This is a genomic window from Carnobacterium maltaromaticum DSM 20342 (genome assembly GCF_000744945.1).
GTDB classification, from domain to species: Bacteria; Bacillota; Bacilli; order Lactobacillales; family Carnobacteriaceae; genus Carnobacterium; species Carnobacterium maltaromaticum.
This window is the reverse complement of record NZ_JQMX01000001.1, coordinates 3,019,317-3,044,265: the sequence shown is the minus strand read 5'-3', so window position 1 is coordinate 3,044,265 and position 24,949 is coordinate 3,019,317. Positions and strand designations below refer to the sequence as shown.

27 protein-coding genes are annotated in these 24,949 nt (G+C 35.8%); 7 read left to right on the top strand and 20 right to left on the bottom strand.

Translation table 11 applies throughout. From position 1 onward, the window contains the following. Positions 1-19: 19 nt before the first annotated feature. Positions 20-1,558: a glutamine-hydrolyzing GMP synthase gene (guaA, locus tag BR77_RS14145; RefSeq protein WP_179206359.1), complete on the bottom strand. Its 1,539-nt coding sequence runs from the start codon at positions 1,556-1,558 to the stop codon at positions 20-22. A gap of 132 nt (positions 1,559-1,690) precedes the next feature. Beyond that, positions 1,691-2,614, bottom strand: a complete 924-nt coding sequence (coaA, locus tag BR77_RS14140; protein WP_015077363.1) for a type I pantothenate kinase — start codon at positions 2,612-2,614, stop codon at positions 1,691-1,693. Between the two features lie 383 nt (positions 2,615-2,997). On the opposite strand from coaA, the gene mvk reads away from it, so the two are divergent. The 5 genes from mvk (at position 2,998) to BR77_RS14115 (ending at position 8,354) form a co-directional block, all read left to right on the top strand. After that, a complete protein-coding gene (gene mvk, locus BR77_RS14135; RefSeq protein WP_010051296.1) occupies positions 2,998-3,945 on the top strand; it encodes a mevalonate kinase in 948 nt (315 codons plus the stop codon). A gap of 1 nt (position 3,946) precedes the next feature. Beyond that, complete coding sequence (gene mvaD, locus BR77_RS14130) at positions 3,947-4,936, top strand: diphosphomevalonate decarboxylase (RefSeq protein ID WP_035065415.1); 990 nt, start codon at positions 3,947-3,949, stop codon at positions 4,934-4,936. Beyond that, positions 4,936-6,024, top strand: a complete 1,089-nt coding sequence (locus BR77_RS14125) for a phosphomevalonate kinase (protein WP_010051294.1) — start codon at positions 4,936-4,938, stop codon at positions 6,022-6,024. Before mvaD ends, BR77_RS14125 begins: the two co-directional genes overlap by 1 nt. A 6-nt stretch (positions 6,025-6,030) precedes the next feature. Next, positions 6,031-7,095, top strand: coding sequence for a type 2 isopentenyl-diphosphate Delta-isomerase (gene fni, locus BR77_RS14120; protein WP_015077365.1), 1,065 nt, complete (start codon positions 6,031-6,033; stop codon positions 7,093-7,095). Between the two features lie 263 nt (positions 7,096-7,358). Beyond that, a complete protein-coding gene (locus BR77_RS14115; RefSeq protein WP_015077366.1) occupies positions 7,359-8,354 on the top strand; it encodes an oxidoreductase in 996 nt (331 codons plus the stop codon). A gap of 23 nt (positions 8,355-8,377) precedes the next feature. On the opposite strand, the gene BR77_RS14110 is transcribed toward BR77_RS14115, so the two are convergent. The 3 genes from BR77_RS14110 to BR77_RS14100 are packed head-to-tail and all read right to left on the bottom strand — an operon-like array spanning position 8,378 to position 10,421. Beyond that, positions 8,378-9,037 carry a Type 1 glutamine amidotransferase-like domain-containing protein gene (locus tag BR77_RS14110; RefSeq protein ID WP_051926737.1) on the bottom strand — a complete coding sequence of 220 codons (660 nt, stop codon included), beginning with the start codon at positions 9,035-9,037 and terminating at the stop codon, positions 8,378-8,380. A gap of 21 nt (positions 9,038-9,058) precedes the next feature. Further along, positions 9,059-9,841 carry a GNAT family N-acetyltransferase gene (locus BR77_RS18370; protein WP_015077368.1) on the bottom strand — a complete coding sequence of 261 codons (783 nt, stop codon included), beginning with the start codon at positions 9,839-9,841 and terminating at the stop codon, positions 9,059-9,061. A gap of 19 nt (positions 9,842-9,860) precedes the next feature. After that, positions 9,861-10,421, bottom strand: coding sequence for an acyl-CoA thioesterase (locus BR77_RS14100; RefSeq protein WP_010051282.1), 561 nt, complete (start codon positions 10,419-10,421; stop codon positions 9,861-9,863). A gap of 168 nt (positions 10,422-10,589) precedes the next feature. Between BR77_RS14100 and BR77_RS14095 the strand changes: the two genes are divergently transcribed. Beyond that, positions 10,590-11,147, top strand: coding sequence for an SGNH/GDSL hydrolase family protein (locus BR77_RS14095; RefSeq protein ID WP_015077369.1), 558 nt, complete (start codon positions 10,590-10,592; stop codon positions 11,145-11,147). 140 nt (positions 11,148-11,287) lie between these two features. Here BR77_RS14095 and BR77_RS14090 read toward each other — a convergent pair whose 3' ends face one another. From BR77_RS14090 to gpmA, 11 genes are all read right to left on the bottom strand, one after another. Continuing rightward, positions 11,288-11,515, bottom strand: coding sequence for a hypothetical protein (locus tag BR77_RS14090; RefSeq protein WP_010051280.1), 228 nt, complete (start codon positions 11,513-11,515; stop codon positions 11,288-11,290). 26 nt (positions 11,516-11,541) lie between these two features. Next, on the bottom strand, positions 11,542-12,009 hold the full coding sequence (locus tag BR77_RS14085) for a hypothetical protein (RefSeq protein ID WP_257613362.1): 468 nt from the start codon (positions 12,007-12,009) through the stop codon (positions 11,542-11,544). Further along, a complete protein-coding gene (locus BR77_RS14080; protein ID WP_015077371.1) occupies positions 11,993-13,462 on the bottom strand; it encodes a helix-turn-helix domain-containing protein in 1,470 nt (489 codons plus the stop codon). The genes BR77_RS14085 and BR77_RS14080 overlap by 17 nt, the downstream gene beginning before the upstream one ends. Positions 13,463-13,560: 98 nt before the next feature. Next, complete coding sequence (locus BR77_RS14075; RefSeq protein WP_015077372.1) at positions 13,561-14,661, bottom strand: WxLIP family cell surface protein; 1,101 nt, start codon at positions 14,659-14,661, stop codon at positions 13,561-13,563. A gap of 75 nt (positions 14,662-14,736) precedes the next feature. Further along, entirely contained in the window at positions 14,737-15,477 is a 741-nt protein-coding gene (locus tag BR77_RS14070; RefSeq protein ID WP_015077373.1) for a WxL domain-containing protein, read from the bottom strand. Positions 15,478-15,534: 57 nt separating this feature from the next. Then, positions 15,535-16,314 (bottom strand): WxL domain-containing protein, encoded by a 780-nt coding sequence (locus BR77_RS14065; protein WP_035065411.1) that lies wholly within the window; start codon positions 16,312-16,314, stop codon positions 15,535-15,537. Continuing rightward, positions 16,311-16,670: an EF2685/EF0750 family sortase-dependent surface protein gene (locus BR77_RS14060; RefSeq protein ID WP_015077375.1), complete on the bottom strand. Its 360-nt coding sequence runs from the start codon at positions 16,668-16,670 to the stop codon at positions 16,311-16,313. The genes BR77_RS14065 and BR77_RS14060 overlap by 4 nt, the downstream gene beginning before the upstream one ends. 282 nt (positions 16,671-16,952) lie before the next feature. Continuing rightward, a complete protein-coding gene (locus tag BR77_RS14055; RefSeq protein ID WP_035066233.1) occupies positions 16,953-19,349 on the bottom strand; it encodes a lectin-like domain-containing protein in 2,397 nt (798 codons plus the stop codon). A gap of 334 nt (positions 19,350-19,683) precedes the next feature. Then, entirely contained in the window at positions 19,684-20,013 is a 330-nt protein-coding gene (locus tag BR77_RS14050; RefSeq protein ID WP_010051269.1) for an AzlD domain-containing protein, read from the bottom strand. After that, positions 20,010-20,720, bottom strand: coding sequence for an AzlC family ABC transporter permease (locus BR77_RS14045; protein ID WP_010051267.1), 711 nt, complete (start codon positions 20,718-20,720; stop codon positions 20,010-20,012). Before BR77_RS14045 ends, BR77_RS14050 begins: the two co-directional genes overlap by 4 nt. A gap of 169 nt (positions 20,721-20,889) precedes the next feature. Continuing rightward, positions 20,890-21,573: a 2,3-diphosphoglycerate-dependent phosphoglycerate mutase gene (gene gpmA, locus BR77_RS14040; RefSeq protein WP_015077378.1), complete on the bottom strand. Its 684-nt coding sequence runs from the start codon at positions 21,571-21,573 to the stop codon at positions 20,890-20,892. A 169-nt stretch (positions 21,574-21,742) separates the two neighbouring features. On the opposite strand from gpmA, the gene BR77_RS14035 reads away from it, so the two are divergent. Beyond that, positions 21,743-21,949 carry a hypothetical protein gene (locus tag BR77_RS14035; protein WP_010051263.1) on the top strand — a complete coding sequence of 69 codons (207 nt, stop codon included), beginning with the start codon at positions 21,743-21,745 and terminating at the stop codon, positions 21,947-21,949. A 51-nt stretch (positions 21,950-22,000) separates the two neighbouring features. On the opposite strand, the gene BR77_RS14030 is transcribed toward BR77_RS14035, so the two are convergent. The 4 genes from BR77_RS14030 to BR77_RS14015 form a co-directional block, all read right to left on the bottom strand. Next, the gene (locus BR77_RS14030; RefSeq protein WP_010051262.1) at positions 22,001-22,759 is read right to left on the bottom strand and encodes a formate/nitrite transporter family protein; all 759 of its coding nucleotides are present in this window, start codon (positions 22,757-22,759) and stop codon (positions 22,001-22,003) included. Positions 22,760-23,203: 444 nt separating this feature from the next. Next, positions 23,204-23,623 (bottom strand): acyl-CoA thioesterase, encoded by a 420-nt coding sequence (locus BR77_RS14025; protein WP_010054595.1) that lies wholly within the window; start codon positions 23,621-23,623, stop codon positions 23,204-23,206. A 99-nt stretch (positions 23,624-23,722) separates the two neighbouring features. Continuing rightward, positions 23,723-24,148, bottom strand: coding sequence for a DUF3887 domain-containing protein (locus tag BR77_RS14020; RefSeq protein WP_015077380.1), 426 nt, complete (start codon positions 24,146-24,148; stop codon positions 23,723-23,725). Positions 24,149-24,242: 94 nt separating this feature from the next. Then, positions 24,243-24,890 carry a permease prefix domain 1-containing protein gene (locus BR77_RS14015; RefSeq protein ID WP_035065405.1) on the bottom strand — a complete coding sequence of 216 codons (648 nt, stop codon included), beginning with the start codon at positions 24,888-24,890 and terminating at the stop codon, positions 24,243-24,245. Positions 24,891-24,949 lie beyond the last annotated feature (59 nt).

The following is a 24,949-nucleotide window of genomic DNA, read 5'->3' as shown; positions in this document are numbered from 1 at the left end:
TTTCCAAGGCTCTTTGTTTCTATTCCCACTCAATCGTAGCTGGTGGTTTACTTGTAATATCATAAACAATACGGTTTACATGACTGACTTCATTCACAATACGAACTGAAATCTTTTGCAGAACATCCCATGGAATGCGGGCAAAATCTGAAGTCATACCATCAATTGAGGTTACAGCACGGATACCAACTGTATAATCATAGGTTCTGCCGTCACCCATTACTCCAACACTGCGGATGCCTGGTAAAACGGTAAAGTATTGCCATACGTCACGATCAAGACCTGCACTTGCAATCTCTTCACGTAAAATAGCGTCACTTTCACGAACAATTTCAAGTTTTTCTTCGGTTAATTCACCAAGGACACGAATACCTAAACCTGGTCCTGGGAATGGTTGGCGCCATACAAGTGCGTCTGGCATGCCTAATTCTGTCCCTAAAGCACGAACTTCATCTTTAAATAATGTATTTAAAGGTTCGATTAATTTAAATTGCATGTCCTCAGGAAGGCCACCTACATTATGATGTGATTTGATTGTTTGAGCAGTATCTGTTCCACTTTCAATCACGTCTGTATATAGAGTTCCTTGAGCTAAGAAATCAATACCTTTTAATTTAGTTGCTTCGTCATCGAAAACATATACAAATTCGTTTCCAATGATTTTACGTTTTTGTTCTGGATCGCTAACACCAGCTAATTTGTCCATGAAACGTTTCTTCGCATCAACACGAATAATGTTTAGACCAAATTTGCCTGATAGGCTTTCCATTACTTGATCGCCTTCGTTTTTACGTAGCAAACCATGATCAACAAAGATACATGTTAATTGATCGCCAATAGCTTTTTGTAAAAGCACGCCGACAACACTTGAATCCACTCCACCTGATAAAGCTAATAAAACTTTTTTATCGCCAACTGTGTTGCGGATTTTTGCAATTTCTAAGTCAATAAAGTTCGCGATTGACCAGTTACCTGCAGCGCCACAAACGTTGAATGCAAAGTTTTTCAAGATTTCATTGCCATGAACAGAATGACGTACTTCTGGATGGAACTGAACAGCGTGGAAATTTAATTCGTTATTATACATAGAAGCGATTGGACAATGTGCACTCGTTGCTGAAATCGTAAATCCTGCTGGAACTTCAGTAACTAAGTCACCATGACTCATCCAAACCGTTTCTTCTTTTTCTAAGCCAGCAAATAATGGTGCGGAAGCATCTTCGATAACGATTTCGGCTTTACCGTACTCGCGGTTATTGGCAGGTTCAACTTTCCCACCTAATACGTCAGTCATTAATTGCATGCCGTAACAGATTCCTAGAATTGGAACGCCTAATTCGAAAATTGCGGGATCAACGCGGAATGCTCCTTCGTCGTAGACACTGTTTGGTCCACCAGAAAAAATAATTCCTTTCACGTTCATGCCTTTAATTTCTTCAGCTGTAATCTTGTGAGATAATAGCTCAGAATAAATTCCGAATTCACGGATGCGTCTTGTAATTAACTGGTTGTATTGACTTCCAAAATCAAGCACAATAATTTTTTCAATCGTTGTCATATCAGTAGCATTTGCCACTCAGCTCACCCCATCTTATTTATTTAGACACGTCTTTTCGTGCCTACTTATTGGTATATTGTAGCGATTCTTTTGCCATTGGTCAATATCTGACCCTCATTTTACAAGCATTTTCTAATATTTTCTTAAAAATAACCGGTCAATTCGATGATTATCGGTTTTATGAATGATTAAATCTGCTCGATTGCGAGTTGGTAAGATAAATTCTTCTAAGTTCGTGAGATTGACTGTACGCCAGACGTTTTTAGCCATCGAAAAGGCTTCTTCACGATCTCCAATCGCAAATGAATAATAGTAGTTCGTCGGATCTTTAAAGGCGGTCTTTAATAAGACACCAAAACGATCTAAATACCATTGCTCAATCAGCTCTGGATCAGCATCAACGAAAATCGAAAAATCAAAAAAGTCGCTGACATAAATTTGTTCGTTTTGTGGCAGTTGTAAGACGTTGATTCCTTCGACAATTAAAATATCAGGCTGATCTAAAACTTCGTATTCACCTTCCACAATGTCATAAACTTCATGGGAATACACTGGCGCTTTAACTGCGGAAGCACCATTTTTAACATCACCAAGGAACGTAATCAAACGGGCCATATCGTAACTTTCTGGAAAACCTTTTTTATCCATAATCCCACGTTCTTCTAAGATTGCATTAGGATAGAGGAAACCATCTGTCGTAATCAGCTCCACTTGCTTGTCTTTATAAACACGAGACAGCATCATTTGCAGCAAACGAGCCGTTGTACTTTTCCCAACTGCTACACTTCCAGCAATCCCGATGATAAAGGGTTTCTTTTGGACTTCTTTTTTTAAAAAGCGCAATTTTTTTTCTTGTAAAGCTTCATATTGTGTTAAGTATATATCAAATAAATGAGCAATTGGAATATAGACATCTTCCACATCTCGCAAAGAAATCTGGTCGTTTAACCCTTTAAGCTGCTCCAATTCTTCCTTTGTTAAAGGAGCCACGCTATTTTGGTAAAACTCCATCCATTCTTCCCGCTCAATAATATGATAGGTAGCCGATTCTTTCATAAATGGCAGATCCTCCTAGGATTTCAACTTCCTAACTATTGTACCAAAAAAAACTCACATTACCTAGCTTTCATGTGAGTTTTTTCATCTTTTAAATGGATTAGAAAATGCACAAACACATCCATATCCTTCTACTTAAAAAGGCTTTTTTGATAATTTAAATGAATATCTTATGACAAATTCTCAAGAAAGTGTTAAATTTAAAGGAATTAGATTTACTATTTGGTCATAATTCGCTAAAATAGTTCTTTGGGAAACAATTATTATCATTGTGCTTACCAATTTTTTACTTATTTAGCAAAATTTGTTACAACTTACCTACTCACATAGATGTGTTACTTTTGTTGGTGCACACCCTTATTCCAAAGAAACGAAGTGAAAAAATGACAAAGTTAGATTCAGTTGGTTATGGAGTTGCCACTGGTAAAATTATTTTAATGGGCGAACATGCCGTGGTTTATGGAGAACCGGCAATTGCACTCCCTTTTCCTGCCGTACGAATTAACGCCAAGGTAGAGAAAATTGCTCAATCTATCGTAGAGCTAGATTGTTATTTTTATCAAGGTCCACTGACAGAAGCACCACAGCAATTAACTAATTTAATAACAGCAATCAAAGAATCTTTGGCTGTTTTGCAACAACCTCAGCAAGGATTTAAACTGTCGATTACTAGTACGGTTCCGGCTGAACGCGGTATGGGATCCAGCGCTGCTGTGGCAGTGGCTACTATTCGAGCTTTATTTTCTTACTTTAAACAGCCTCTAGCAGATTCAGTTTTGTTAGAGTTAACCAATCAAGCTGAAAAAATTGCTCATGGCAATCCAAGTGGGCTAGACGCTGCAATGACCAGTGGTTCGGTTCCTCTTTATTATGTGAAAAATCAACCTTTTGCGCCTATTTCTTTGAATTTAAAAGCCTACTTAATTGTGGCTGATACAGGCATTACTGGACAAACAAAAAAGGCTGTTGCCGATGTGGCTGCTTTGTTAGAGAGTCATCCGCAAGAAATAGGTGACAAAATTGTCACTTTAGGCAACTTAGTTAAACAAAGTAAACATGCTATTGAAGAAAATAATCCGGTTTTACTAGGTGGCTACATGAATCAAGCTCAGCAAATTTTAGTTGATTTAACTGTCAGCAGTCCTGAAATTGATTTACTTGTTGCTGCTGCTAATCAAGCGGGTGCTCTTGGAGCAAAATTAACCGGTGGTGGACGTGGCGGTTGTCTTGTAGCCTTAGCTACAACTAAAAGTGCTGCAGAACAAATTGAAGCGGCTTTAATTGAAGCTGGTGCAACTATTACATGGATTTATCAGATTGGAGAGAAATAATTTGGCAAACACAGGAAAAGCTCGTGCTTATACCAATATTGCATTAATTAAATACTGGGGAAAAAAAGATGACGATTTAATTTTACCTATGAACAGCAGCCTTTCTTTAACGCTTGATGCTTTTTACACTGAAACAACTGTGCATTTTGATGAAACGTTAAAAGAAGATCAATTTTATTTAAACCAAACTTTACAAAATCCTACTCAAACAAAAAAAACAACACGCTTTTTAGATTTAGTCCGACATGAAGCAGGGATTACAACGCCAGCTATAATTGAAAGTACCAATTATGTACCGACAGCTGCTGGTTTAGCTTCTTCAGCTTCTGGCTTTGCGGCATTAGCAGGCGCAGCTAGTTTGGCAAGTGGCTTAGAACTTGATTTACAGGCGCTCTCACGCTTGGCAAGACGTGGCTCTGGTTCTGCTACTAGAAGTATCTACGGAGGCTTCGTCGAGTGGCAAATGGGCTCTAATGACCTTGATTCTTATGGGGTACCGATTGATGATGCTAGTTCTTGGGATTTAGCGATGCTTTTTGTGGTCGTGAATCAAAAAGAAAAAGTTATTTCTAGCCGTGATGGCATGAAACAAACGGTTGCAACCTCGCCTTTCTATTCAGGATGGTTAGAAAGTACAGCCAAAGATTTAATTACGATTAAAGAAGCGATTAAAGAACATGATTTTCAAAAACTTGGGGAAACCATGGAAAGTAATGGCTTAAAAATGCACGCAACGATGCTTGGTGCAACCCCACCTTTTACTTATTGGGAACCAGATTCCATTCAAGCCATGCAATTTGTCGCTGAACTTCGGCAAGAAGGAATTCCTTGTTATTTCACAATGGATGCTGGACCGAATGTTAAAGTACTTTGCCACAAATCTGATTTACCAAAAATTAAAGCAAAATTTGCAACTATTTTTCAAGAAACTCAGTTGATTACTGCCTACCCTGGTCCTGGAATTCAGCTATCTAAAGGAGATTTTTACTAATGATTGAAGCTTCAGCACCTGGAAAACTGTACATCGCTGGTGAGTATGCCGTCGTTGAGGCGGGTCATCCAGCGATTATTGTCGCCGTTGATCAATTTATTACGGTCAGCTTGGAACAAAATGAAGAATATGGTAGCATTCGCTCGTTTCAATATGGTGAATTGCCTATTCTTTGGACCAGACAAGACGGTCAACTGGTTCTCGATAAACGAGAGAATCCTTTTCATTATATTTTAGCTGCGATGGAATTAACTGAACAGTACGCGCAGGAACAAGGGAAAGAACTATCTTTCTATGAACTTTCTGTCACAAGTGAATTAGATAATTCCACCGGTAAAAAATATGGTCTTGGCTCTAGTGGCGCAGTAACTGTCGCAACCGTTAAGGCTTTATGTAAATATTACCAACTAGATGTTACGAAGAAACAAGTCTTCAAATTAGCAGCTTTAGCGCATTTATCTGTCCAAGGAAATGGTTCTTGTGGAGATATTGCGGCTAGTGTGTATGGCGGCTGGATTGCCTTTACAACCTTTGAACGTCAATGGGTTGCGGATAAGTTTAAAAACGAAACCTTGACGACTTTACTCGCTTTAGTTTGGCCGGAGTTATCGATTCAACCTTTAACACCACCACGTGATTTGCGTTTGGTCATCGGTTGGACTGGCTCACCTGCTTCAACTTCTAGCTTAGTTGATAAAGTCACTAAACAACGCGAGATGGATCAAGCTTCTTATCAACGCTTTTTACAGGATAGTAAAGAGTGTGTCGAAGCACTAATTCAAGCGTTTGAAGAGAACGATATTCCTGAAATCCAAGAAAAAATCCGTTTAAATCGTCAATTATTGCTAGGTATGAGCAAGAAAACCGGTGTCGTGATTGAAACCCCAGCCTTAAAAAAACTGTGTGATTTAGCTGAAACTTATCACGGAGCAGCGAAATCTTCTGGTGCCGGTGGTGGTGATTGTGGTATTGTCCTTTTCCGTCAAAAAGAAGGAATGTTGCCGCTAATTACAGCTTGGGAAAAAGAAGAAATTACCAATTTACCTTTACATGTTTATTTTGATAAGGAAACCGAACTAGGAGGTTAACGTGTTATGACTATTGAAAATCGTAAGAATCAACATGTCGACTTGGCTGAATCCATGTTTCACAAACCTAAGCCTTCTGACTATGATGCTTTACGTTTTGTGCATCATTCATTTCCAGAAATGGCTGTTTCAGATACTAGTCTGGCTACTAGTTTTCTAGGTTTAAACTTAACCTCTCCCTTTTATATTAATGGGATGACTGGTGGCAGTGAGCGAACAAAAATTATTAATGGCGATTTAGCTTTGATAGCTAAGGAAACTGGCTTAGCTATGGCAACTGGTTCGCAAAGTGCCGCAATTAAGCAGCCCGAATTAACAGATACCTTTCAAATTATTCGTCACAACAATCCAAATGGCTTAATTTTTGCTAATTTAGGCACTGGAAACTCTGTTGAAGCTGGTAAAAAAGCTGTTGCAATGTTAGATGCTAACGCCTTACAAATTCACGTCAATGCTCCACAAGAATTAATTATGCCTGAAGGAGATCGCGACTTTTCTAACTGGTTGACTGAAATTGAAAAAATGGTGCAGGAAATCGATGTCCCTATTATCGTCAAAGAAGTTGGCTTTGGAATGAGTCGTGAAACCATTGAACTCTTAATTGAGCGTGGTGTTCAAGCTGTGGATGTTAGTGGTCGAGGTGGAACAAACTTTGCGGCGATTGAGAATATGCGTCGTAAAACAAGAGAATTAGATTACTTAGAAACTTGGGGACAATCGAGTATCATTTCGCTTCTTGAGGCTCAACCTTTAAGTCAATCCATTGAACTTCTAGCTTCTGGGGGAATTCGTAATCCTCTTGATGTGATTAAAGCATTATCATTAGGTGCCAAAGCGGTTGGAATTTCTGGCCTATTTCTGCATTTACTTTTGGAAAATGGCGTTTCAGCAACTATTACAGAAATTCAACGTTGGCAAGAACAAATGCAAACGATTTTGACATTACTTGGTAAGACTACTATCGCTGATTTGCAAAAAACTGATTTAATTATTGGTGGAGAAGTTAGAGAATGGTGTCTTGCTCGTGAGATTCCTTACCAAACATTTGCAAAACGTTCTACAAATGGATAGAAAAATAGAATTCAACTAGAAAAACAGGCCAAGTTTATCATTACTTAGCCTGTTTTTCATTTAAATTTCTATACTATTTTTTTAATCTGTTGTAGATAGTCAAGCAGAAAAATTCTCAGTGATTCAATATTTAGAAGAAAATGATCCTCGATTTTTTTTAAAATATAGTGAAAGCTGGCCTCCTGATTGCTAGCTTTTTTTAGTGTTTAAGCTTATGATAGATAATGACAAATAAATTTCAACTTACGATTGGAGTCCTAACAATGACAGAATTTTTTAATGCTCTACAAGTGGATTTAGTTGATTCTAAAGCAACTGCAACAGTAGAAAAATTAACTTTCGCTGATTTACCTGAAGGCGATATCTTAATTGAAGTCCATTATTCTAGTGTAAACTACAAAGATGCTCTAGCTTTTCAAACAGGTGGAGTCGTTCGTACGTACCCAATGGTTCCTGGTATTGATCTAAGTGGAATTGTGAAAGAATCCACGAACCCAAAGTTTAAAGCAGGAGACCCCGTTCTTGTGACTGGCTATAAATTAGGTATTCAGCATTTTGGTGGCTATAGTCAGTTTGCTCGTGTCCCTAGCGAATGGGTTGTTCCTTTACCTGCTGGACTTAGTTTAAGAGAAGCGATGATTATTGGTACAGCTGGATTTACTGCAGCTTTATCTATTCATCAATTGGAATTAAATGGTTTGACCCCTAGTGGTGGAGATATTTTGGTGGTAGGAGCAACTGGCGGAGTTGGAAGCATGGCGATTGCCCAACTAAAAGCATTAGGCTATTCCTCTATTACGGCTGGCACAAGAAAACAAACTGAATCTGACTTTTTATTCTCAATTGGAGCATCACAAGTTTCTCCACTTTCAGAAATTCAATTGGATCCTAAGAAACCCTTAGCAAAACAACGTTGGCAAGGTGTTGTTGATCCTGTCGGCGGAGACTTATTGCCTGACTTATTTGCTCAAATTAATTACAACGGAGCCTTAGCTTTAAGTGGAAATGCTGGTGGAATTAACTTTTCAGCTTCTGTTTTTCCATTTATTTTACGTGGAGTCAAACTTTTAGGAATTGATTCAGTTGATTGCCCTCTCCAATTAAGACAAGAGCTTTGGTCCAAATTAGCTACTACTATGAAACCTGCTAACTTGGAAGGCATGCTTGATAATGAAATTAGTTTAACAGAATTGCCATTGGCTTTAGAAAAAATTCTAGCAGGAAAAATGCGCGGTCGAACTCTCGTTAAATTAAACTAATCAAAAAAGATGGAAGCTAGTTCTCAAGCTTCCATCTTTTTGATTTCATGATTATGTTCAATATAAATTGTGCCAAAATAACGTGGTTGGTTGTCTTCAAAGACTAAATAGCTATCATCATCAATTCCATACCCTACTGAAACACCAGCTTTTTTTAGTCCTGAGCGTAGCATCCGATGTTCCCGCCATTTTGAGTAATGAGCACTAATAACAGTATCTTTCAATAGTCCTAATCCTTTTTTCACTCGAATACCAAAAGGATTATCTTTATAAGAAATCAGCATCGTTTCGGGCATAATCAAACTGCCGGCTGAAAATCCCATCAAAGGAACCCCTTGATGATAAGCTTTTATCAAGGCCTCCTTAACACGACCTTTAACAAATATTCGCGCATATTTCAATGTAATTCCAGAACCAATTAAAATTAAATCCGCTGATTTAATCCCTTTCAGCAGTTCTTTCTTACTAATTCGATTGCCTATAATTGTCTGAACATGAAAAAATCCAGCTGCATAAAATTGTTCCCGAATCTGTTTTTCATACTTTAGTGCCCCACCATGGCGAATCGTTAAATAAACAATCTTACTTGTAGGCTTTAACCCTTCAGTTGCATAGGCGACAATTTCTGAGCTAGGTGGTGGCGACCCGCCACCTAAGATAATTTTTTTCTTTTTTTTCATCATTTTAGTCGCCCACCTTCTTTATTATTTCGCTTGCATTAAAACCCAGCGGTCCAAATCAACAAAACCTAAACGATGATAAATACTACCCGCTGCTGGATTTGTAAAAAAGAGACAGGCTGATTTTTTCTGATTATGGCAATGTTCTACAAGACTGGTCACTACTGCCGACCCATATCCGTTTCCTCGAGCTGATTCTAGTGTTGCTATCCCAACAATCATACCTGACGATTGACTTTCAACTGCAATTTTACCACCAGAAACAAGTTCTCCTTGTTGATTTTTTATGACTTTAATAACAGCACTGCCACTAGCAATTTCTTTTTCTAAGTCATCAATTGTTACAACAGAATGATTAAAAGCTGCTTCTTGCAACGCAATATATTTCGGGATATCGGCTACTTCTAAATCTGTCACGTAATCGGTTTGCAAAGATTTCATTCTTAACTTTTGGCATTCAGCAAAATAAGATAAGTCTTTTTTGAACTCTGGAAAAGCAGTTGCATACTGATCCAGCGCCTCTTTCCGACCAGAGATAAATCGACTATTTTTTTGTTCTTTAATACAGGCAATAAACGCTTCTAAACCTGAAAAATTAGCTTCATGAGCTGGAATGATATTATTTTTATAGCGTAATAGCACGCCACTAATTTTATGATCATCCTCGCGGTAGCACCAAATGTCTTGGTCCTCTGAATCAAATCCATACGTTTCAATATCCCCAATGATAAATAAATTTAAAGCTGGTCTTGAACTTAAATAAGCTAAAATTTCTTCTTCATCTTTTGCGGTACATTTGACAAACATCTAATCACCTACTTTCATTTTAATCAGCAAATGCACTCCAATCTTTGGTCATCCATGGAACAGCTAATGTCACTGTTTCAGCAAATTCTTCATTAAATGCCCGAGTTTGAACTCTCTTTCCTCGGCGTTTTTCGTAGCCAGCACACACCATGCGTTCTTCTAGTGTTTCCGGCTCTACTAAAGGCACTAAAATAACAGGTTTTTCTTCCGTTGGTAAAGCGACAAATGTCATAAAACTCGTTGCAGCTAAGTAACGTTCTCCTGTTAATAATTCTTCTCCCATTACTTTAGCAAAAACTTCAATTGATGTTTTCCCAACACCAGTTACATAAGTTTCCACACAAACAGAATGATCTTCATGAATCGGGTGTAAAAAATCTAATGAGTCGGTTGAAGCTGTCACACAAACTTCTCGACTATGACGTGTGACTGAGATAGATGCTGTATCATCAATTAAACTCATTAACTTCCCACCAAATAAGGTCTTATGTTGATTTAAATCATAAGGGAATACGCGATGTGTTTGAACAACCCGTGACTCACGACATTTTTTAACTTTACGCTTTTCTTTATTCTCCATTTGCTTTCCTCCATTGTATCTACTAGGTTCTTATATCCTTATTATATCATAGCTTCTTTATAATCGTACTTCACAATGATTCATTTATTTTAGGATAGAATTAGTAGTGATAAATGGAGTATACTAGAAGATAGATAAGTCCACAGATTGAATAGATTCGGAGGAATTATGTTGAAAAAAATTATATTATTTGGTGATAGCATCACTGCCGGCTATCTAGATGGTTATGTATCTAAAGCTTTAACAGACAGACTCGCTGCCTTCTTACCTGAAGATAAAATCATAAATGTTGGGATTCCTGGGGATACAACGAACGGTGGATTGGAACGTTTTGAGCAACATGTTTTAAAAAGAGATCCTGATTTAGTCACAATTTTATTCGGATCTAATGACGTTACACTGGCTGAAAATATTTCACTCACTATGTATAAAAATAATATTTTAACGATGATTGAACAAGTTGGAGCTGAAAAAGTCTTATTAATTACACCCAGCTTTTCGAATCCACTTGTGCAGCATGACGAGCGACCAAATAGTCGCATTCTAGCATATGGAAATGCGATTCGTGAGTTAGCTAAAGAACATCAGACTTTATTAGCTGATTTACAAATTGCTTTTTTAGATAGTCCTAATTATGTCGATTTTTTACAAAAAGATGGATTTCATTTAAATGAAAAAGGCTATGATTTATTAGCTGAGTTGATTGCCCATACACTTCAATCTTAACAGAGTCGATGAGGTTAAGGTTTCTTTTATAATTTTTAAGGAACCTTAGCCCCATGTCCAACTCGGTTCTCCCCTACTGTTACACTCGCACTCATTCTATTTACCACCTCACTATAAGTCTTAGCTCTCTTCTCAATGACCTATCCAGCTATAGTTTTTCCATGTAAATACAAGCCTTCATCAATTTCATCTAATCTGGTTATTTCTAAAACATGATTAAATCTATTCTTAATGTTTGCTTTGATTTCATCAAGCGTTAATTCCGCCGAAAAAACCAATAATTTATGAAGTGTTCGAACTTCTTTATGTCCGACTTTAATTTCAACTTGGTATACAACAACGTCTGTCCAATGGTCCTCAATTTGCATCTACTTCACTCTTCCTTCTCTATTTATTAACATTCATTATACCTTGTTCCGAATAAAACTGTGCCTGATAATTGAAAACACAATTCAGCTAAATAACTCGTTTCCTTTGGGCCTTTGCCAGAACCACCACTATCATTTCCAACGACTATCACATCTGGCTGATTTAGTGGTTGATTTCCTTGCTTCTCTTTTCTTCTTTCAGAAGAAACTAAGTACTCTTCAGTTCCATCTGGAATGTTTTCTAACTCTTCAGGCTCATCTGAATCCTCAAACGAAATTGTTAAATTTAGATCATCGTCTTCCTCAATCAAAACTGGTTCAATTAGGATAGCGGGATCTAAAGGGTCATAAGATTGACTAATCGTTTCATTTGGCTGCTTGGGTTCATCGGCTTGGACTATTTCAGTGTAAAATAGATAAAAAGTAACTAAACAACTGATTAGCAACAATTTATTGGTTAATTTATACGTTTCTTTTTTATCCAATCGTGTCACTCTCATTTCTAATTTTGATTAATATATTGGCAACATTTGCCCAATCTTTTGGCGACGGTGGCGCATTCCAAACTAAATAGTTGAGGCTATCGCTCTTTTTTTTAATAAAATAGTCCGTTAAAAGTAAATCTGTTTTTTTAGTCAGATGGTGCTCAATTTTCAAGTTGAGATTGGATAAATTTTTTAAATTTTGAGATATTAGTCGATTATAATGAAGACCGTTTGAAAAATCAATACAGACAGTAATTTCATCCATAAAAAAAGAAACAGGTAGAAATGTTACAATTAAAAATAAATATTGATTAAACAAATACTTTTTATTTGCTTGAATTAGCTGCCTTTTTTGAACATTCTTTGAGTTTTCAATAAATTTTTCGCAAAAAATAACAATTTCTGGATAGTTTTCTTGAATAAAAACCACGTTTACAATCTCATCAAAAATAGAATCCACTTTTTCAAAATAATCTGCCTTAAAATGAATGATATCTAGTTCATTCTGAAATTTAACCTGATCCTCTAGCGTCAATTTCCTAGGAAAATGTTGCTGAAACTCATCTATAAACTTTGTCGTTAAATAGTTCGTTCTAGGCTGTGAACTAAAATCAGGCAGAACATCAGACAGGATATTTTCACAAATAATAAACGCCATGATAAAAGTGACTTCATTGTCAATACTCTCAAGAGGTTTGATACTCTTACTCGTGAAAAAGGACTTGATAGCATCAGCCATTTTATTCGCTCTTTGACTTTTACTAGCTAATGCTAAAGGCTTTAAATCATTATCACACATTTTATTTTTTTGCTTCTGTCTAAAAAGAACAATACTAAAAAAATAGAATAACTTTGTTTTCATCGTTTCAGCTATCGGGGATGGTGTATTTTCCATGACAATTCTCACCAATTTTCTGGCATCTTTATATAAAAATTTAGAGAATGGATAATCCATTTGATTAAATAAACAATAATACATATTGAAGAAATAACCTCTAATTTTCGGCTCGCTCCCGACTAGCTGAAACTTCGATGATAAATGAATTCCATGAGAGCGCAATTCTTCTTTTAACTTTTTGATCCATTTATAAACACCTGCACGACTTAAAAAATTCGCTTCAGCAAAATCCATCACATTCACAAATGTTCCGTGAAAAATCTGATCCAATATTTTAAAAGCAGGAGATTCCATAATATAAATATGCATTAATAGTTTTGAATTTGCTTCACCATTCGTTATTAATTGAATTTCAGTGTCGCTTTTTTTTATCTGAAAATAAGAAGTTACATCATATGTTTCAAAATCCAAAGCTAAAGATTCTACAACACTCGCCAATACAAATGATGAGATATTCAGTTCTTTTTCAATTCTTAAAATTGAAACCTTTTGTTGATAGCTATCCTCGATGTACTTTAGAACAGCTAACTTCCTACTCTCTAATTTATCTATAAAATGTTCCAAAAATTCTCCCTCCACTTGCAGCCGTTATCCTGATTACTATTGAATTTTATTGAGGTCCTAAATTCATGGATAACGAAAAATAAACTACATTTTCTCATTTAAGTCTTTTTGAGGTTTTCTTTTTGTGCTTTATTTCTATTTTGTCTTTTCTTACGAAGTCTCGCTTTTTGGCGTCTAATTTCTTCTTCTTTTTTCTTTTTTCGTAAAATTAAAACTAAAGTAATAATTGCCAAAAGTAAAATAAGCAATACACAACCTACTAATAGATATAACCATGTATAACTACTTTCAATTGAAACATCTTTATCATTTAATTCCTTGGCCGTTTTCGAATCAATGGTAAATTCTTTCTCAAAGTCCCACTTATCATCCTTGGAAGTCGCTGTTGCTTTAAATACGTAAGTACCTGCTTCTAATTTTTTCCCGTTCAACGCGACTGGAAAATTAAAGTTCGAATTTGGAGCCATTTGCATGCCTTCCTTATCTTCCTTAAATAAAACCTCTGAATTGCCTTTGCGAGTAATTTGAGCTTTTACACCCAACTTATTAATAAAACGTGCAGTTGGATTTTGCAAATTTGCTGTTATGACATTTCTAGCATTAACTTGGTCTGGTTTGACATTTTGTAGAGTCATTTGAGGGGCAATTTTATCCTCTGATAAACGCAAGACTAAACCAATAACATAAGCATAACGATTTTCAATCGCTAATCCCTCACCATTTTTAGCATCTTTTTTTCCATCGCTTTCTTTTTCCTGCAATGTAATTCCGCCGGCTAAAATTCCTTTAAAACTCTCTTTAGGCATTGTAATCGTTAACGGAACCGTCACTTCACTTTTAGCTGGAATCGCGACTTCTTTCGCTACACTGACCATATCTTTTAGATTATAAAGTAAGGTGCTATCTGCTTTACCTTTTACTTTTCCGTACTCGACAACACCATTAATGTTTGTCGTTGCTGAGTTTACGCTAGGTTCAACAATGACTTCTTTATCTGTATCGTTACGTAATTTTACCTCAATAGTTTGGCTTGTATTTTCTTTCATGACTAAATCAAAATAAGTTTTTTCTTTATTTAATTGATTTTCTGGAATCGTAGGGATAGCTGCAAAATTCAATTCCGATGCCTGAACTGTTTTACACTCTACTAGTATACTTAAAAATAATATTAAAGTGATAATTATGTTATATTTTCTCATTTTAGGCTCCTAACTAATAGAAAATTGAAAGCATTGATTATTCACCAATGCTTTCAACTTCATATTTAACGTATTTTATGCTTCTGGATCTGGGTCAACTTCATTTGTTGGTACATCTGATAATGTCCAAGTTAAGTTGGTTTCATAGGTACCTTTGTATTTAGTTGTTTTACCTGGAACAGCTAATTTCACACTATTTGCTTTCGTTGTATCATCTCCAGCACGGTATAATTGAGTACCCGCACCTTCACCTTCAGCAGCTGTCATAACGACTTGGTCTGCACCTGGAACTAAAGAGAATGTTTTAGTCACAATACTTGGGATTAGAGATTCTGAATCTGTTACTGCTGTTCCATTTTCAAATGAAATAGCTGCACCTGTTAAGATATTTTTTTCAGCCGTTTCAAATTGAGCATTTTGTTTTACTTGTAATGACCAACCTAATTCACCACCACGTTTATCCGTTACTTGAACATAGTTTGGACGAGTTTCACCACCAACAATTGGTTGTGCGTTAGCAGGATAAACTTGATCTTTAGGAGATACTTTTTGTTCGCCAAAGTATAAAGGTGAAGCAAAATCAATACTTAAAGGTCCAGGAGTACCTGGTTTAATTGGTTTTTCTGGATCAGTTGGATCAACTGGAGTCACTTCTTCGCCTGGATCTAATGGATCTACTGGAGTTGTGATGTCTGTATCCGTTACAAATTTAACTGTTCCACCTGTTGAATAAGTTGCAGCTGATGCAATCGCTCCACCTAATACCAAAGTACTTACTGCTACCGTTGCTGTTGTTACTAATTTTGTCATTTTCATTTTTCATTCTCCTCTGATTGTTTAATTTAGTTGTACGATTTGGCTAATTCATTCGTCTTACTCTTCTTCTGTTGGAATGTCAGACAAGATCCAAGTTAATTTTGTACTATATTTAACAGCATCTTTAGGAGTCGCACCTGGAACACTTAATGTGACAGCTTTATTCACTGCTACAGTTTCATTTTCTTCTGGTGTTTCCCCTGCGATTTCCATATTTTCTACCGTTCCATAATAAGAAGCCCAAGTTCCCCAACCACTACCTTTTTCAGCACTCATAACCACTGAAGTAGCACCTGCTGGATCTAATGTTACAACACTTTCAGCAATTGCTGCTGGTGAAGTTGAAGCACTATTTGCTGTTCCAGAAGCTAATTGTAAAGTTGTTCCTGTTAATGTTTTATTTGTTGCTGTAGCATTTGAAAATTGGCCTTCTTGTTTAACAGATAAGTTCCAACCTAAGTTCCCAGTATGAGTATCCGTTACTTGAACATAGTTAGGTCGGTAGCTACCATCTTTAATTTTTTGTGCATTGGCAAAGTACGTTTCATTTTTGTTTGAAATCTTATTTTTACCAAAAGTTAAGCTTGAAGCATAGTCAATACTTAAAGGACCTGGAGTTCCTGGATTTGGACCTTCTGGATCAGTTGGATCGATTGGGTCAACTTCTTCACCTGGATCAGTTGGGTCAATTGGTTTTGTAATATCATTACTTTCTGTAAATTCTACAATCCCGTTGCTTTCATAACTAGCTTTTTCTGCAGCAAGTACACTGCTACCGTTCAAGGCTAAAGCACCTAAGATAATTGCTGATGTTGTCATTTTTGTTGTTAATTTCATTGTGTAATTCCTCCATTTTTTTGTTTTTTATTATTAGAATTGTATAGCAATGTTGCCAATACAATTGTGAATAAACCAGTTAATAAGGTCGTTAGATAAGCTTTTTCTCCTGTTTGCGGAAAATATTTTTGCCCATTAGTTAGTGGCAGTTTTACAGTCCCAGTACCGGTATTTGGATGTGTCTCAGTCCCAGGGAGTTCATTTTCTGGTTCGGTAATTTTTTCATAAACGCCATAAAACGAAACTTCTCCATTAGATTGATACTGAGCCTCACTTCTTGCTTCAGAAGCCTCACCCGTTCCACTAAAACCTACTAGAAAAAATACAGCCATAAACAGGAAAATCCATTTCTTCATAATTTTCCTCCTTTATATAAAAAGCTCGTTGAGCCGGTTAGCTCTGACAAGAAAATAGGAAAAATTGATAGGACGCTTTTTGTCCTCTCGAATTTTTATCTTTTTCTAGAAGAGTTGGCTCATAAGAGCTGGCCTAATAAAAAGCTCGTTGAGCCGATTAGCTCTGGCCGAAAAATAGGGAATGGGAGGAATGACGCTTTTTGTCATTTTTACCATTCATCTTTTTTCCGAAGAGTTGGCTCATAAGAGCTGGCCTAATAAAAAGCTCATTGAGCCCCATCCCTACTCATTCGCCGGAGTATCTAATAAAGTCCAGCTAATTTCTCCACTGTAAGCCTCTGGAAACGCAGCACCCGTTTTTATTTGCAAACTCAGACCTTCTTCGCCAGTCCATTCATCTGAAATAGCTAAGACATCATCATTTTGACTAAGGCCGTCATAAACGGATATCGCTTCTGCACCTAGTAATTGATTCTGACTACCATGCCTATAATAAATCGCATTTTTCAACGTATGACCAGAACTGCTTTCTAGGAACTTACTCATTTTTGCCGTAATGCTCCATTTTGATTTAACTGTTCTTGTATCTTGAACAGCTAAAGAACCGGTCATTTCTGAAATTGGATAAACTTCAGATTTTGTTGAAATTTTCAGGGATTCACCAAAACTAATTTGCGATGGAGCCGAAATAAATTTAAGTTGCCTTAATTCATAACGATACGTTACACTAATCGGTGCTTCAGTAAATGTTCCATTTTCATTACTAGGTATTTCCACTAATAAATAATCTGGGAACTCTTTTCTTTCAGCCGAGTAAGACTCTCCTAGATATCCAGTTTTACTGATACTTTCAGCAATTGGTTGATTCGATTCATCTACATAATTAAAGGTAACTTGACCAGCTTTCTTTTCTGCCAAATTGGCAATTGTCTGCTTGTCCTGAATCGTAGCATTGTCTCCAATAGCTTCAAAATTAGTCGTCAACTTTTTGGGACCATCTGCTCCAGTAACTTTCCCACGAAAAACAAGTTTCTGGGTTAATTTATCAAAAGATAAGGTTGCTTTCGGGAAAATCATTGCGGTACCGTCAGTAGTAATTTCTTGATCTGAAATCGCTACTCCATCAATAATCGCTGAATTCACTTCATAATCAATACCTGCTGGCAAAGTAGCATGCGTTGCAACATTATCCCAATCTGAAGCTCCAAAAACTTCTGATAGATATTTATTTATAACCTGATACTCTACAATATCGCCAGTATTGACATTAATTTCAGAAGAATATTCTCCATTTTGTGTTACATTTTTCATTAGGACTTCTTGATCTGCCTCTAATTCTTGTGGCAATTCAGAAATAGCAATTGCATTTTGAGCCCAGTTTCCGCCTGTTGAAGAGGTAAATCCCCAATATGCTTCTTGCCCTTTAAATTCAGTTTGCGGATCAATTGGTGCACTAATTTGGTCAAAACCTTCTAACTGATAATTTAATGTCTTTGTTTCTGCATTCCAGGACACAGTAAACGAACGCCATTTTCCATTAGATAGATAACCTGGAGAATATTGAACATATGAATGCTCGCCGGTATAGTTATTATTATTTGCTTTAGGACGCACCATCGCAATATGTCCATAATCACTATTTCTATTTAACTCTCGGTCAACTCTATTGCTCGAACCATTATTATAGTAGGTATCAAATTCAATTGATAAGGCGTTATGCACGTAGTTGGCTCCACTTTTAGAAATATAAGCCCCCATAGCAAAACCGCTACTCCCAATAACAGATTCAGGATTAGTAGCCATCCGCTCATCATTTTGGAGCGTAAAAGTAACACCATCACCAGCGCTTTTCCCTGAATCTCCCAGATAAATGTAAGATTTCAAAGAAAAATCTTGTGTTAAGTCAAGCTTATTTTTTGACCAAATACTTCCAGTTTGACTTTTAGTTTTACTTAACTCTAAAATAGTTGGCTCAATAAAATTCGCACCAGTTCCAATTGGATTTCTGAATTTTTCATTAATGATCAACCTTTTTTGAGGCATATTATCGTTGATTCCTCTAGTTACAGCGCTGCGACTTTGAATCTTACCAATATTTTTTATTTCTTCAACTGCTTCTATAGAAGGTGTGTCCGTTTTTTCATCCGCTTCAGAAGTAGTATCTTGTTCTAACTCTACTTCATCACTCTCTTCCACAATTGTGACAGTTTCACTATTCGACGTGCTTTTAACGCCATCTTGGAATGTTTCAGCCACATATTCAACTGTTCCAGAGTGTTGAATACTTACATTTAGAGTCACAATATTGCTACTTAGAGGTTGTTCTGACTCTTCGTTAATCATTTCATCAGTAGGAATCTCTGGCTGAATGATTAATTCTGTAGCAGTACTCGTAATTGAAAATTCATTTTGATTGCTTTCGTTTAATGAATAATCAATTAACTGACTATTATCTGTAATCGGAATTTTAATTTCAGAAGTAAAAGTACTTGGAATCTCTAAGTCTAGCTGAATACTATTTTTTTCTGAACCAACTTTTGACGAGAGCACTAGTTTCGCTTCGTTATCAAAAGCCTTAATTGTTTGATCTTTTTTTAAACTTGTATTCAGCATTGTACTAAACAAAAATAAAGCACAGAATAGTATAGTTAGCTTTAACCCTTTTTTCCTTTTAGCCATTTTTTCTCCTTTCATAACTAATTTTTGAAGTCCTCACTCTCCCTCCGTCAATTAGAATAACAAATTCAGCATTTGGTTATGTCTCTACAATTTTATTCTAGAATACATTTTTCAAAAAAAACGGGTTTTATGGCTAGTTATACCTAGCTTTTTTTCAAGATAGCTATTCGTTATTTTTCTTATTAAAATGAATGAATTAGGTATGGGGAAACTAATACTGACTTAAATAAAAGCAAAAAAAAGAACCAAAACTATGACTACTTAGTTTTGGTTCTTGAAATTCTATAAAATTTATAAATCGTTATTCAATTCCTCTTACTTTATCTTTAACCTTTTAAAACCACCAAACCATCAACGAAATTCCAACAACACCAAACACAATCGACCACATAATATTTTTCGTTTTATACGCTATAAAAAAGACTACAATAGCAGGAATAAGTTTTAAATTTTCAAGTGGATTTATCGAAAATTGGTTCTCCCAAAAAAAGATATCTGAAAAAATTAATGCTGCAAAAATGGATACTGGAATAAAAGACATCCACCTCACAATTTTTTCAGGGATTTCTCGATTATTTAAAAGTAACATCGGTAGCATCCTTGGCAAATATGTGACAACTGCCATTCCAAGAATTAAATACAATTGTTGACTCGTTAAACTCATAGAGAATCAACCTCCTTCTTATCTGGCTTAGACAGAATATATTCGTCTACCAAAAATCCAATAATTGACGCGATTAATGCCCCTAACACTAAAGCAATATTATGCTTTAAAAGAATCATCAAAATAACAGATAAAATACCTGATAAACAACCTACAAAGATAAATAATGGCGAGACAAACTGCATAACTAGTAAACAAATAAACATAGCAACTAAGACATAATTCATAATCGTTGTATTTACAGTCAATTGGCTTCCTACTATTCCACCAACAATTGTGCTAAGTCCCCAAGTAACATAGGGAATAAAGGTAGTTGCCATTGCATGTTTTTGATCCCATTTATGATTTAGAAATTGATTGTAATTAACAGCATAACTTTCATCTGCTAATGAATGGGTAAAAATTAATAAAAATGGCACTGAACTTTTCTTAAAATAAGTAGACATACTTGAACTCATTAACACATGCCGTAAATTTAAAAAGAACGTCATGATAATCATAGCTGGCACGGTCGCACCCATAACCAACATTGAAGCCACCATAAACTGCGAAGCTCCTGCGTAAACTAAAAAACTCATTAGTCCAATCCCCAAAGGACTAAACCCTGCATCGTAGAGCACCATTCCACAAGCAATACCTAATGGAATAAAACCTAAAGTAACAGGATATACAACCTTAAAACTATCTAACCAAACTTCTTTTTTCACACTTTCATCCCCTTAACTTTAGCCTATGTAGAATAACTAAATAGTAAGAGTTATTATAGCATACTCTCATCAAATTGTAAGATTTTTTCAGAAAAATAATAAGCTAAGAACCTAGTAAAACCAGGTGCTCAGCTTATTATTGATTTAAAACTACATTGAGTCGTTTATTTTATAGATAATACTTAGTTTTAACAGTTAAATCTTCATCTAATTCGTAAACTAATGGTTGCCCAGTTGGAATTTCTAAGCCCATAATATCTTCATCTGAAATACCTTCGATATATTTAGCTAGCGCACGCAATGAATTGCCATGCGCTGCAACTAAAACTGTTTTATTATCTAAAATAGCAGGGGCAATTTGATCTTCCCAAAAAGGAATCACGCGTTCTAAAGTAACTTTTAGATTCTCGCCCATTGGAACACGACTCTTTTGTAAGTTCGCATAGCGACGATCATGAGAAGCCGATTGTGGATCAGTTGGATCCAATAATGGAGGCAATGTATCATACGAACGACGCCATAATTGAACTTGATCTACACCATATTTTTCTGCTGTTTCTTGTTTATTTAACCCCTGTAGAGCACCGTAATGACGCTCATTTAAACGCCAAGATTTTACTTCTGGCACCCATAGTTGATCCGAGCCTTCTAGGACAATATGACAAGTTTTAATTGCTCTTTTTAAAACAGAAGTAAAGGCAAGATCAAATTCAATACCCGCTTCTTTTATTTTACGGCCCGCTTCTTCGGCCTCGGCTAAACCAGCTTCACTTAAATCAACATCCACCCAACCAGTAAATTGGTTCAAGGCATTCCAGTCACTTAATCCATGACGTACAAATACTAATTTCATTAAAATCCCCACTTTCCTATATCCTTATACATTTATTGTACACCTAATTAAAAAAATTGCACACTAAAACCCATCGCTTTTAAAGAAAATTTAGTTTATACTAATGAGGAAGATAGTTGTTTATTTTTAGTAAAACCAATTGATATAATGAAGGGTCTGACTATTTAATATGTTAAAGAGAATTGTATATGGTAGCTGGTTTGTCAGTTTAGTTTATTTTATTGTTTATCTAACCATGCCTTTTTTAGAAAAAGCCGTGCGTAGTGGTGGCATTATGGTTTATATTCACGTCTTTATGGATTTAATCTTTATTGGCGGTTTATTCTTCATTATTGTTTCGATTATTCGGTATTTTTTTGTAGATCCAAATAAATAAAAAAGAGAGAAATGAGCTAAACGATAGCCCATTTCTCTCTTTTTTAACGTTTTAGTGTTTTAACGCTTTATAATATAGACCAGAAACAAAAACAGCTCCGCCGACAATATTGCCTAAGTAGACCGGTACAAAATTTTGTAAAAGTTCTAACCAAGTTGCTTGACCTTCAAAAATAGCAGCTGGGATAACAAATAGATTCGCCACACTATGTTGGAAACCAATCGCTACAAATACCATAACTGGGAACCAAATACCTAAAATTTTGCCACTACTTTCCTTCGCTCCATAACAAAGCCATAATGCAATTCCTACAAACCAATTACAACCAATGCCTGAAACAAAAGCCTGAAGCGGTGTTGCCGCTATTTTGCCTTGAGCTAAAGTAATTGTTTCATGTAAATAAACACCTGAGCTAGTTAATCCAACAATATGACCAAAGAAATAAGCCACAAAAATTGCTCCAACAGCATTGGCTAAGGTAATCGTTACCCAATTTAGTAATAGGTCTTTTGTGTTAACTTTCTTATCAAACCAAGCTGCGGCAACAGCCATCATATTACCTGTAATGAGTTCACCACCACCTAATAATATAACAATTAGGCCCACAGGAAAGACACATGCACCAATAAAACTAGCAATACTGCCCCAATCTTCAATCATGGAAGAAGCTACACGAATATAGGCTAAGTAGCCTAATGAAATCATAGCTCCACCAACAAATCCTAATAATAGCTTAGAAACGAATGGTTTAGCAATTTTCTTTGTTCCCATGTCAATCGTGATATCTAAAATCTCGTCCGGTGTATACATTGTTTCACTCCTAAATAAAAAGTTTGTTGAGCCGTTTAGCTCCGGCAAGAAAATAGGAAAAATTGATATGGCGTTTTTTGCCATCTCGAATTTTTATCTTTTTCTCGAGGAGTTGGCTCATAAGAACTAGCCTTGATAAAAAGTTTGTTGAGTCGTTTAGCTCCGGCAAGAAAATAGGAAAAATTGATATGGCGCTTTTTGCCATCTCGAATTTTTATCTTTTTCTCGAGGAGTTGACTCATAAGAACTGGATAGGATAGTATGTGCCTTATTTTTCACAATCAAAAAACAGCCTATCTACTATACTCGAATTCTATTTTACTTCATTTTGTGAAAAAATTCACCTATTTTTTTGTAATTTAACTAAATATATCAACTTTTTTAGATTTTTCTCATTCCAATAGTAAAAAAAGAAAGCTGAAAAATTATCAGCTTTCTTTTTATTTACTTATTTTCCTCTTTTAATTGTTCTAAAGTTTGATACAACACAGGATATTGGCGTTTCAAGGAAATTATTTTCCCAGCTTTATTAATAAAACAATGGGTAGTTTCACCACTTGCTGCTATCTTATCGCCATGCAAAACTAGATAGTTAAATGTTAAACGAGCACTAGAATTTGATTTAACACCAATACGAATCGTTAATTCATCATTAAATCGCACCATCGTTTTATACTGGCAAGCAACATCTAACACAGGACTTCCTAACCCTTCTTCCTCTAAGAAGCCACTGCCGTAACCAAGCTGGTCTAATAAATCAAATCGAGCTTCTTCAAACCAACGAATGACATTTGAATGGTGAACAATTCCCATCTGGTCCGTTTCATAAAAAAATACTTTGCGGTAATAAGGTTCAAGCTTCATTTATACGCCCTCTTTTCTACTCATTTTTAAAATTTATAAAAAAACCAGAAGAAACTTCACCACCTTATTTGATGAAATAACTTCTGATTGCTTCTTGAATTATTTAACTAAAAAATTAGTTAGCTCACCTTGTTCATTGATACTAATCATATAATTCAAACTGCCTTTTTGATACTCAACTGGAAGAATAGTCGTTGCCACTTCACCATCGCCAGTAGTATTCTTTTCATTTCGCATCGTTGTTTTACCAAATTCTTTTAATTCACCTTTGTCTGCTACAAATTTTTCAAAGGCTTTTTTAAAGCTATCTTGGCTCATTTCCTTTTGTAAATCCTCGGGAAATAATTGGATTAAAGCTTGGTAGTCTTGATTATTGAACAGTTCTATTGCTGTTTCTGCTTGCTTTTGAACTTCTTTTTGATCAAATTTATCTGATAGCACGTCACTACTTGTACTTGTGCAACCAACTAATAATAACATAACCAAAGAAATCACTAAAGCCAATCCATTTCTCTTTTTTAACATGAAACAGTCTCCTTATCTTAAACTAAAATTAGGTTTACATTTCTCACTACCTATTATAAAGTATACGCTTTTTAGAGATAGACGGCAATTTAATTTAAGCTTCTTCTTCCCCAGCAAGATAGTGCAGATAACTATTAATGCCGGTCGCAACTAGGAATATTAACCAACCAGGATGCCACAAATTAAACAGAAAACCCAATACGAGGTAAATAAGCGTTGCAGTAGTCCAAATGATACTTTGTAGAGCTTCCGATTTTTTCTGTTTAGGACTTTTTTGTCCATCTTCTCGAAACTCATCTTCATGTTGAGCTTTCTTTGCTTTGCTCCCTCTAACACCCCAATAAATCAAATTAGCAGTTGCCAGTGCAACAATAAATAGACAACCAATAATAGCCATTGTTTCACTAATATTCTGCCAAATCAAGTAAACTATCGGAGAACTAATATAGAGAAAGATTGAAAAAGCAATCCCAAATCCTCTATTTTTAGTATCAACTAATTCTGCCTCTTTCTCTTCAAGCTCAGTTGGTTCCATTAACTCTAATTCTTTTTTTAAATCCTCGGCCGAACCGATTGAACGGATAACGGTCCCGATTGCTTCATTTTCGCCGACACCATCAGCTAGCAATTCTTCGTACTTTTCCGTCATGTTCTCCAGCATTGTTAAACGCATATCCACAATCTCTTTAGTTCTTGGCAACTCACTAAAAATGGCTTCTATATAACTTCTAATCTGGTCCATTTTAAACACTCCCTTTGTATAAAAATTTTGTTGAGCCGGTTAGCTCCAGCAAGAAAATA

Excerpts from the sequence above, each read along its gene's own strand:
- BR77_RS14070 (WP_015077373.1), bottom strand. The coding sequence starts at position 15,477 with ATGAAAATGACAAAATTAGTAACAACAGCAACGGTAGCAGTAAGTACT.
- BR77_RS14030 (WP_010051262.1), bottom strand. The coding sequence starts at position 22,759 with ATGTATACACCGGACGAGATTTTAGATATCACGATTGACATGGGAACA.
- BR77_RS18370 (WP_015077368.1), bottom strand. The coding sequence starts at position 9,841 with ATGTTTGTCAAATGTACCGCAAAAGATGAAGAAGAAATTTTAGCTTAT.
- BR77_RS14035 (WP_010051263.1), top strand. The coding sequence starts at position 21,743 with ATGTTAAAGAGAATTGTATATGGTAGCTGGTTTGTCAGTTTAGTTTAT.
- BR77_RS14075 (WP_015077372.1), bottom strand. The coding sequence starts at position 14,661 with ATGAGAAAATATAACATAATTATCACTTTAATATTATTTTTAAGTATA.
- BR77_RS14020 (WP_015077380.1), bottom strand. The coding sequence starts at position 24,148 with ATGTTAAAAAAGAGAAATGGATTGGCTTTAGTGATTTCTTTGGTTATG.
- BR77_RS14090 (WP_010051280.1), bottom strand. The coding sequence starts at position 11,515 with ATGCAAATTGAGGACCATTGGACAGACGTTGTTGTATACCAAGTTGAA.
- BR77_RS14110 (WP_051926737.1), bottom strand. The coding sequence starts at position 9,037 with ATGATGAAAAAAAAGAAAAAAATTATCTTAGGTGGCGGGTCGCCACCA.
- gpmA (WP_015077378.1), bottom strand. The coding sequence starts at position 21,573 with ATGAAATTAGTATTTGTACGTCATGGATTAAGTGACTGGAATGCCTTG.
- BR77_RS14025 (WP_010054595.1), bottom strand. The coding sequence starts at position 23,623 with ATGAAGCTTGAACCTTATTACCGCAAAGTATTTTTTTATGAAACGGAC.
- mvk (WP_010051296.1), top strand. The coding sequence starts at position 2,998 with ATGACAAAGTTAGATTCAGTTGGTTATGGAGTTGCCACTGGTAAAATT.
- BR77_RS14015 (WP_035065405.1), bottom strand. The coding sequence starts at position 24,890 with ATGGACCAGATTAGAAGTTATATAGAAGCCATTTTTAGTGAGTTGCCA.
- BR77_RS14115 (WP_015077366.1), top strand. The coding sequence starts at position 7,359 with ATGACAGAATTTTTTAATGCTCTACAAGTGGATTTAGTTGATTCTAAA.
- BR77_RS14050 (WP_010051269.1), bottom strand. The coding sequence starts at position 20,013 with ATGAGTTTAACGAGTCAACAATTGTATTTAATTCTTGGAATGGCAGTT.
- BR77_RS14125 (WP_010051294.1), top strand. The coding sequence starts at position 4,936 with ATGATTGAAGCTTCAGCACCTGGAAAACTGTACATCGCTGGTGAGTAT.
- fni (WP_015077365.1), top strand. The coding sequence starts at position 6,031 with ATGACTATTGAAAATCGTAAGAATCAACATGTCGACTTGGCTGAATCC.
- BR77_RS14055 (WP_035066233.1), bottom strand. The coding sequence starts at position 19,349 with ATGGCTAAAAGGAAAAAAGGGTTAAAGCTAACTATACTATTCTGTGCT.
- coaA (WP_015077363.1), bottom strand. The coding sequence starts at position 2,614 with ATGAAAGAATCGGCTACCTATCATATTATTGAGCGGGAAGAATGGATG.
- BR77_RS14095 (WP_015077369.1), top strand. The coding sequence starts at position 10,590 with ATGTTGAAAAAAATTATATTATTTGGTGATAGCATCACTGCCGGCTAT.
- BR77_RS14100 (WP_010051282.1), bottom strand. The coding sequence starts at position 10,421 with ATGGAGAATAAAGAAAAGCGTAAAGTTAAAAAATGTCGTGAGTCACGG.
- BR77_RS14060 (WP_015077375.1), bottom strand. The coding sequence starts at position 16,670 with ATGAAGAAATGGATTTTCCTGTTTATGGCTGTATTTTTTCTAGTAGGT.
- BR77_RS14065 (WP_035065411.1), bottom strand. The coding sequence starts at position 16,314 with ATGAAATTAACAACAAAAATGACAACATCAGCAATTATCTTAGGTGCT.
- guaA (WP_179206359.1), bottom strand. The coding sequence starts at position 1,558 with ATGACAACGATTGAAAAAATTATTGTGCTTGATTTTGGAAGTCAATAC.